The sequence below is a fragment of the Gemmatimonadota bacterium genome, assembly GCA_026706845.1.
Classification (GTDB): Bacteria; Latescibacterota; UBA2968; order UBA2968; family UBA2968; genus VXRD01.
In genome coordinates this window covers 1-6,717 of the sequence record JAPOXY010000004.1, presented here as the reverse complement: position 1 = coordinate 6,717, position 6,717 = coordinate 1, and the positions used below count along the sequence as shown (strand labels likewise).

General features: G+C 51.5%; 6 protein-coding genes. 3 read left to right on the top strand and 3 right to left on the bottom strand.

From position 1 onward, the window contains the following. Positions 1-53: 53 nt before the first annotated feature. Together OXG87_00220 and OXG87_00215 are read right to left on the bottom strand one after the other, a co-directional pair. Entirely contained in the window at positions 54-875 is an 822-nt protein-coding gene (locus OXG87_00220) for a hypothetical protein (protein ID MCY3867942.1), read from the bottom strand. A 480-nt stretch (positions 876-1,355) separates the two neighbouring features. Continuing rightward, positions 1,356-1,655 carry a hypothetical protein gene (locus tag OXG87_00215; GenBank protein MCY3867941.1) on the bottom strand — a complete coding sequence of 100 codons (300 nt, stop codon included), beginning with the start codon at positions 1,653-1,655 and terminating at the stop codon, positions 1,356-1,358. A 555-nt stretch (positions 1,656-2,210) separates the two neighbouring features. Between OXG87_00215 and OXG87_00210 the strand changes: the two genes are divergently transcribed. From OXG87_00210 to OXG87_00200, 3 genes are all read left to right on the top strand, one after another. Further along, complete coding sequence (locus OXG87_00210) at positions 2,211-2,834, top strand: DUF6088 family protein (GenBank protein ID MCY3867940.1); 624 nt, start codon at positions 2,211-2,213, stop codon at positions 2,832-2,834. Beyond that, positions 2,831-3,874: a nucleotidyl transferase AbiEii/AbiGii toxin family protein gene (locus OXG87_00205; protein MCY3867939.1), complete on the top strand. Its 1,044-nt coding sequence runs from the start codon at positions 2,831-2,833 to the stop codon at positions 3,872-3,874. Before OXG87_00210 ends, OXG87_00205 begins: the two co-directional genes overlap by 4 nt. An 85-nt stretch (positions 3,875-3,959) precedes the next feature. Then, positions 3,960-4,976, top strand: coding sequence for a Gfo/Idh/MocA family oxidoreductase (locus OXG87_00200; protein MCY3867938.1), 1,017 nt, complete (start codon positions 3,960-3,962; stop codon positions 4,974-4,976). A gap of 18 nt (positions 4,977-4,994) precedes the next feature. Here the strand turns inward: OXG87_00200 and OXG87_00195 are convergent, their stop codons facing one another. Further along, a complete protein-coding gene (locus tag OXG87_00195) occupies positions 4,995-6,110 on the bottom strand; it encodes a sialidase family protein (protein ID MCY3867937.1) in 1,116 nt (371 codons plus the stop codon). Positions 6,111-6,717 lie beyond the last annotated feature (607 nt).

Here is a 6,717-nt window from a genome sequence, read left to right as displayed (position 1 = left end):
TCTAGGCGAGAGTCCATTTCCTTTTCGTATGCTTCATTCACCCTGTTGCATTGTCATCTCCTGACACATAAACTAAGTCCTTCAACTCGTCTCGTCCGTCTTGCCCTTTCTTCACCATCATTATTTTCAACTCCCAAATATTCACAAAACTCCCGTACCGCATCTTCCACTTCTTGTCGTGAAACACAAGGCATCAAAGTCGGGATTAAGTCAACTGTGCCATCATCCGATATAACAATTACCATGGTGCCAATTTCCACTGTTCTTTGATAACGAACGGATGAGTTGAACCGCGCTCCACGCGCCCGATCGCCAGAAGAGTTAGCTTGTCCATCGAGTATTACTCCAAATGCGTAACAGCGTCCGTCGGGACCGAGAATAATTGCTCCGTCGATACGGCCAAGTCGCGCTACATCGCTGCGGTCCAAATATTCAGGTTTGATAGCCAATGCTTCCTGACCAAGACGTTCTATTTCAGAAACTGGGTCCTCTGAGACAACTATCGTGGTTCCCTGGTCATTGTCTAGAGCGCATTGAAATATGTCCCAAATGCGATCGACTTCGCCCGTGCCTACCGTCCTTTGAGCAACGTCTCTGAAGAGTTCCTTATCTAGTATTTGCTTCGGCAGTGTTGCGTGTTCATAGGCAACCCTCATAAGTACTGTGTCGTTTATACTCAGTGACCATCTGGCATGTCCCTCTATTGCGATTTTCGCTACATCAGGTGCAGCGATGCACTCTCCTAATCCATAAATGGCTTGACCGTCAGTAAGCAAAGCTGTTGTCTCGTCCGTAAGTTCCAATAATTTTCTTACGCTCCGAGTTTCATGCAGACCTACAGGATTTTGAAATGTGATCTTTAGCTTGTTTGCCAAATTGTCGGGGTCCGTAATGACCAAATGACCTTTGGCACCCGAACGCTCGTATGTTAGCGATGCGACTTCGCTTGCGCGTATGAATAGGTCGTTTGGTATCGGAGCCAGAGCGGAGGTTACACCATCTACGAAGCGTGTGGCTGAGCCCCTAACTATGTCAATGCAATCTCCCAATACGATGAATCCCTCGCCCGGGTCTGGAAAGTAGAGTGCTCTGTCTGCTCGACCGAGACAGGTGTTAATAATCGTTTGTACAAAAGATTCTTCAATATGGCGCCCATGATAGTCATCCTTCTTTGGATTGTTGAAACGGGGCACGGATTCAAGGGCGTCATAAGGTATCCCGACGCAGGTATGAACCTCATAGCCTGCTACGGGCGCAGAATGACTTACAAAAAAGTTGAGTCCTTCAAATTTTCCTGATTTTTGAATAGCCTCAGCGATAGCATGAGCACGAGAACGAAGGAATAATCCACGCCTTCAATGTTCCTGAACCCTGGGGTGAGTGCTAAATACTTTGTAGTAAGGATCCGCTTTACGAATTTCATCTGCCCTCTTCTCGATTGAGCGCAAGTCATTTACTACAAGAGGGCCATCTTCTGGTTCAATGCAAATGTCATGTCGGAGATCATCCTCGGTGGCAAAACCGATTAACAACGCTTTAGCCTTATCATGTGTTTGCAAGCCTATATGAGACAGAGCCTTCTGGATTTCATACTCAATGGACATCCTAAAGGAATCTTGGAAAGCCCACATGAATTGGTCAATCACTTTGCTCATTTATCACCTGTCAATAGTTTATTTTGGAGAATTATATACAAAAGGGTCGAAGAAAAAATCGGATTTTGAACAGTTAAAACGGGGCAGAGCTAATGCGCTCTAACTCCCGAAGTGCTCTCTGGTTCCATCCATGTACCGGAGGACTGGATTTGCGTAGGCAAACTGCACTATACCCTGACGCTGATCGAAGATCATCACGGGTTCCTACCAGGTATCCCTATCATCGGTTGAGAGCGTCGCGAGAATGTCTCCCATGTCTTTCTTGCCGTTGACCATTGCTCCCAAGGCCACAATGAGATGCCTCTCTTGTGCCCCGGAATAATGACCGGTTGCCACACGCGCCATGACTGCGGATGCTGCTCAACCCGGCATCTGTAACATCACCTCGATAATTCCGCATCATCTATCTCCTCTATTTGCGTTTAAATGGATGTCGTTAGACCGACCCGGACTTCCCCTCTGAAGGCATCCCATCCTCCTTGACATAGTAAGATAAATAGTATAGATTTCTGACATCAATATCAAGAAATATTTGAATGTGAGGGATGTAGTCCAATGACCGGAATCGCCGACAAGATCATGCAGAGGATGTCCGTTCACGATAGCGGAAGATGGGTATGCACGCCGAGGGACTTCCTGGACCTCGGCAGCCGCGAGGCTGTTGACCAGGCTCTGTCGCGTCTCGTCAAGGCGGGACGGCTGCGCCGGGTGGGCCATGGCCTGTACGACAGGCCGAGGATTAGCAATGTGCTGAATCGTCCTGCGCCCGTCGATCTGGATGCGGCCATCACAGCACTGGCACGGCGGGATGGCGTGCGGATCATGCCGGATGGATTGGTGGCCGCGAATCAGTTGGGTCTCACCAACGCCGTGCCCGCGAAGGTCAGCTACTTGACGGATGGCCATTCCAGGACCCTCAAGATTGGCGGAAGAACTGTCCGGTTCCGGCATGCGGGCCCAAGCGTCATGCGGTGGGCGGGAAGACCCGCCGCGCCAGTAGTTCAGGCACTGCGGTGGTTGGGCCCCCGTGTAGCCGTGGACGGAGAGATCGTCTCGGCGCTGAGTCGCCATCTTCCCGACGATGTGAAGCTCGATCTGTTGCACAACAGCCGCGATCTTCCCGGCTGGGCATTGCCGCTGGCGCGCAGCATCGCGAGCGATCAGGCCGTTGCCGTATGACCAGGGGCTTTGAATCGTTTCTCGCCCTACCGGAGCAGGACAGGCGGGACATTCTTGAAGCGGCGGCAGCCCGCCTTGATACGTTGCCGAGCTATGTGGAGAAGGACTTCTGGGTTTGCTTGGTTCTCGACACGTTGTTCAATCGGCGTCCCGAGGGGCATCCGAGGCTGCTTTTCAAGGGTGGAACGTCGCTGTCCAAAGCCTTCGGACTCATTAAGCGCTTTTCCGAGGACATCGATCTCGTGGTGTTCCGCGACGGTCTTGGCTTCGAAGGGGAGCGCGACCCGACCGTAGCTAGCCAACTGTCGAACAAGAAACGGGCCGCGCTGTTCGGAGAACTCAGGGCGGCGTGCAGTGGATACATTCAGGGGGCACTGAGGACAGCTCTGGCGGGTCGGATTGACGAGCTCCCGACCAGTTGTCAGATCGTTCCGGATGAGGGCGATGTTGACAGACAAACGCTCTTCATCGAATACCCAACCCTCTTTCCAAGCGGAGACGTCACCTATGTGGCCCCGCGTGTGAAGATTGAGGCGGGAGCGAGGTCGGCACTCGACCCCAGCCAGCACTGCACGGTCACCTCCTATATCGCCGATGAGCTTCCTGACTGGTCGTTCACAGCGGAGGGTATTCGCGTGATCGCGCCCGAGCGCACCTATTGGGAGAAGCTGCTGATCCTGCATGGCGCATATTGCGGATACCGGGACGCCGGGCGCCTGCCAACTGACAAGGATCGCATCTCGCGTCACTACTACGATGTCGCGGTGATCACGTCGACGGAAGTCGGCAGGTCGGCCTTAGCCAACATCGACCTGCTGGAAGCGGTTCGGAACCACAACCTTGTCGCGTTCCGACAGGCCTGGAAGCGGTTCGAAGAAGCGGCTCCAGGATCGGTGAGACTGGTTCCTCAAGCGGAACTGCGCAAGGTGATCGAACAAGACTACCGAGCCATGCAGGGCATGATCCTCGGTGAGACCCCGGATTTCGGATGGGTCACGGATCAGCTTCGACAGGCCGAAGCTGCGATAAACGGAATTTGAACATGGCCACAGCCAGAGAAACTGAAAGCGTCTGTGACGCATGTTCGACGATGTGTAGGGGAAGCGGATTTACAAGGAGAACAATATGAGACCCATCAGGCTTGGTGTTGTTGGTCTTGGTCTTGGTCAATGGATAGTAGAAACTGCGAAGAAAATCGAGGGTGCCCACGTTGTGGCAGCTGCGGAGAATATGCCTGATCGATTGGACGGTATGGGGGGTTATAGAGCCTATGAGAAGGAAAATGATCTCAGGCTTTACGAAGATGCAGACCAGATGATGGATAGCGAATCGTTGGACGCGATCGCACTTGCGGTGACGCCCAAACATCGCAGAGCGCTGATCGAATCGGCTGGCAACAGGGGCATTCCAATGCTGATCGAGAAGCCCTGGGCAGGGACTGTCAAAAGTGGAAGAGAGTTGGTTGACTTGTGCAACAGTTTTGATTTGCCCTGTCAGGTCGAATTTCCGATCCGTTGTATGCCTGCAATGGTGCGGTTGCGAGAACTCCTGAAAGGCGACCTCGGAAAAGGGTGGATGGCGAATGGCAATCTGATGGTGGGCTGGTGTCCTCCTCCAGAATCAAAACACTGGGATCCGGAAAACCACAATGGGCTTATCAACGAGTGCTATGTACATCTTTTCGACACGCTGGCATTTTTACTGGGCAAGCCCAAATCCGTATTCTCATTTGGGGGATCCTTCAGAGGTAGCCCAATGCCAGATGCGGCAGCAGCAGTCATTGAGTTTGAGTCTGGGGCCTCCGCTTCGCTGACTTGTGGTGGCATTGGTGCTGCTTGTGCTGATGGCGGACATCTTCTGGATATTTGGACAGAGAACGGACTGGCACGCATAACTGGCACGCAATGGCTACCGGATACGCTGGAATGGGGACTGAGGGCGGCCAATAAATCTACAGTTGAGACGTTTCAGGCGCCTGGGCGAACGACCCTGATGGAGTACAATATGCGTGCATTTTTCAACGCTGTCCGAAGTGGCGCCCCCGTAGCTGCAACACCGGAAGACGGACTGATTGCAACAGCCATCGCGATGGCTATTCAGGAATCTATTGTTACGGGGAATCGCGTTGCGGTGGACTATTAGGCAAAACTATAACGCGAATTATGGTGAAATTCGCAACTTGCCGAAATGAATATGCGTACGCGGCGTATCTGGTGTGCCGCTGTCCCACACGCAGCGGAAGTCACCCGGTGCAATTTCAATAAGTGTGGGATAAGAGTTTTTAATCCCGGCATCGTAGAAGGTTTTCTCTTCGCTCCAGGTGTCTCCGGGATTTTTTGTTTTGTACCGCAGAGAGGTCCGACCTCCGTTGGGAAATCCCGGTGCTTTTACTCTTTGGGGAGGTCCATCGCTGTAAACGTAGATATGCGTGCCATTTGAGGATCGACCAAAGTATGCCTTTGACTTGGCGTTGTGCAGGTCGGGTTCGGGTTTGGCGACACTCCAGGTACGGCCACCGTCACGGCTCACGCTCGAATAGGCTCTGGGAGGGTCCGTCGTGCGATCGGTTTCGTCGTAATCGGCAGTTCGCATGACAATCCATAATTCCTCTGATGTTTCTCCCGGGGCGATATTTCCCTCATGCAGGAAAACACGGGCATTGGTGGGTTGGGGAATATATGCTTCGAGCTTCCACTCCAGCAGGCTGGTACTGCTGAGAACGAAGTGGTCACGCGAACCGCGTGGGTCTTCTTGCAGCGTGTTGCGGTGGGCTGGCAGGAGATACTTGTGTACTGAGTCGATTTCTGTAGTAACGATGCTCGAGCATGTGATGAGCGGTCCCGCATAGTGCATCGCCATTTCCACCTGTGTCCAGGAATAACCGCCATCTGCTGTGAATGCACCGACCAGTTGAGATTCTTCGCTGTTCTTCTGGGCTATTGGACAGCGCATCGCAAAGCACCAGATTACGTCCTGTCCGGGAGCGCGGTAAAGGACTGGATTCGCGTAGGCAAATTGCACTATGCCCTGACGCTGGCGATGATCGAAGATCATCACGGGTTCCTCCCAGGTATCCCCATCGTCAGTTGAGAGCGTCGCGAGAATGTCTCCCATGTCTTTCTTGCCGTTGACCATCGCTCCGAAGGCCACAATGAGATGCCTTTTCTTCTGCCCTGGAATAATGACCGGTTGCCACACGCGCCAGGCCTGCGGATGCTGCTCAACCCGGCGAACTACGCGCAAATCCGTAACGTCTCCACGATAATTCTGCATCATTTATCTCCTCTATTTGTGTTCAAATCTTGGTTGTCTGGATGCAAAAGATCTGCATAATTGTCGGTCTCTCCAAGTTGAAAATTACCCTCTGTCAGATCACCAATCAATAGAATTGTGTTTCATATATTCTTAATATCGGCAATCGCTATATATGGTCAAATATCACGATATATAGTGACTGGGAATATAAAAATTTCAGACTGACTTTTATATACTCTTCTCTAATTACTTAAATATAAATAATGCTTTATGACTAAAAATGTCTTATGACAAATCACGTTGGCACGGATATTGCGTAGTTAAAATTATATTTGCAAAGCAGGACCAGCCGTGATATTTCTCAGCAAAAACGGCAGGAGGCTCTGCTTGTCAGTGCCACGTATCGCACAGGGGGTACAATACGCACACGGCGACACGGAACTACCTTTTTACAGAACCTTTTGGGCTTAACCAGGGCGCAGAGACTTTATCTGGCAATGATACTGTTAAAGCTTATAAGGAGACACCTGTGATTTTACCACCAGAAAAATATCCCTTCGGATTAAAAATGGAGATGGCAATAAGTGAGGTTGAGAATCGCTTGAAATCTATGGAGGGATTGAAGTGG